General features: G+C 72.8%; 2 protein-coding genes. Both read right to left on the bottom strand.

Going from position 1 to position 1,924, the window contains the following annotated elements:
• Positions 1-392, bottom strand: a 392-nt coding sequence (locus GVV76_RS10135; protein WP_159626831.1) for a hypothetical protein, incomplete at its 3' end; no start/stop codon positions are given.
• A gap of 58 nt (positions 393-450) precedes the next feature.
• On the bottom strand, positions 451-1,924 hold a 1,474-nt coding region (locus GVV76_RS10130), incomplete at its 5' end, for a type IV secretory system conjugative DNA transfer family protein (protein WP_159626829.1).

Below are 1,924 nucleotides of genomic sequence, written 5' to 3'. Positions count from 1 at the left end.
TCGCCGTCCAGCAGTGGGGCCGCCCCCCGTGCCCGAGCCTGGGCCCCCGGGTCAGCCACGGCCGCCGGGTCGGGGTCGAGGTGCTCCCCATCGCGCAGGTCGAGCCCCCAGCGCTCGTTAACCTCGGCCTCGCAGCGGCGGGCCGCCATGGCCGCGTCGGGGTCCATGTCGGCGAAGCGCGTGGCGATGCCGTAGACGTAGGCGGCCTCGGCGGCGGTGGCGGCCTTCCAGAAGCGGGCGTCCATGGCCCGGCCCCACACGGGGGCGGCCAGGCGCCTTTGGGCCTCGATCTGGCTGGCGATGGCGGCGCGGCGGGCCTGGGAGGCCCGCTGGGCCGCCATCAGGCGCTGCTGGCGCGCCTCGGCCAGGCGCCGGGCCATCTGCGCGACCACGCGCATAAGCATGGTTACTTGAGCCGTGGTCTGGTTCAAAGGCTCGTCCATAATCTTCTTACCTCCTGGTGGGCTGGTGGCGGTTGAGCGCCTGGGCGCTCAGGTCGTCGGGCTGTTCCCAGTAGGGGACCATGCGGGCCAGCACGGGCGTGCACCCGGAGGCCAATACCCAGGCGCGCCCGGCGGGAAGGGAGGCCAGGTCGGTCTCGGAGGCGATGGGCCGGGCCTGGGACGCGGTGGACACCGAGCGCGAGCGCCCCTGGCCGCGGGAGTGCGAGACCTGCACCGAGTCGCGCCACTCGGTGCCGATGACCTGGCTCAACGACTTCAGGAACGCCTCGTCGCGCGAGCCCCCGCCGTAGGCGGCCACGTTGGCTGCTGACCACAGGGCCTTGGCGCCGTGCTCGCCCCAGGCCGTGATCATCTGCGACCAGGACTGCACGATGGTGTCCACCAGGATCCCGCGCGACCCGAAATGGCTGTACAGGGCGGGCAGGTCGGCCCAGCGGCACACGTTGGCGGCCTCGTCGAGCTCGATAAGCATCGGGGCCGCCAAGCGCCCGCCGGGCTGGGCCTTGGCGTGGTCGAGAGCGGCGCGCACCACCGCGACCGTCAGAGCGGTCACGATCGGCGCGGTAGAACCCTCGCCCTCCTGGGACAGGCAGTAAAGGGTGCCACGTCCGCGCACGAAGTCGGCGGGGTGGAACTGGGGCAGGAGGGCATGGGGGGTGATCCAAGCCATGGCGCGTTCGTTGGTGATGAACTTGACCATCACGGCCGCCCCGCCATAGACGCCCGAGCGGGTCTCGTGGACCAGCGTCATCAGCCCGTCCAGAGTGGTAGCCATGGTGGTCTCGCCAGCAGCGCGCAACAGGTTCAGGGGCTCGTCGTTGTCCGGGGCGCTGATCCACTTGTGGATCTCGGCCAGGGGGCGGCCACCCTTGGCCGCGGCCAGCAGCAGGGCGGCCAGGAGGTTCTGGGAGGCGGAGTCGAAGAACTCGTTGCGCTGGGCGGTGGCATCGCGGGTGGCGTCGACCAGGACACGGGTGAGCATCTCAGCGCTGGTGGCGTCCACCACGGTCTCCAAGGGATCCCACCAGAACGCCTGGGGCTCATCGGCGATGCCCTGGGGGTCGAAGACGAACACCTGCCCGACCCGGGCACGCAGGTCCCTGGTGATGTCGACGATATCGCGCTTGTTGGACGTGGCCACCACGGCGCCGGCGGCCCGCTGGATGCGCGGCACCACCCAGCAGGTCGTCTTGCCGGTGCGGGGCCCAGCGATCAGGAGGCACACGTCCTCCATTCCGGACACCAGCCATCGGCCCCAGCCCGCCACGGCGCGCCCGATCGGCAGGCTCGTCCAGCCCTCGGCCACGCCCAGCCGGGCGGCCTTGGCGGCCGCCGCCTTGGGAGACAGGGCCTGCGTGTCAGCGGCCCGACCCGTCAGACGCGCCGCCCGGTCGCCGCGCGCGCCCCGCCCGGGGCGGCCCCCGGCGCGCCGGCCCATCACCGCGCCCACCAGCGCCCCC

This window comes from Actinomyces sp. zg296 (genome assembly GCF_009829695.1).
In the GTDB taxonomy this organism is placed as follows: Bacteria; Actinomycetota; Actinomycetes; order Actinomycetales; family Actinomycetaceae; genus Actinomyces; species Actinomyces marmotae.
Note: the sequence above shows the minus strand (reverse complement) of the source record. Positions and strands in the feature narration are given on the sequence as shown.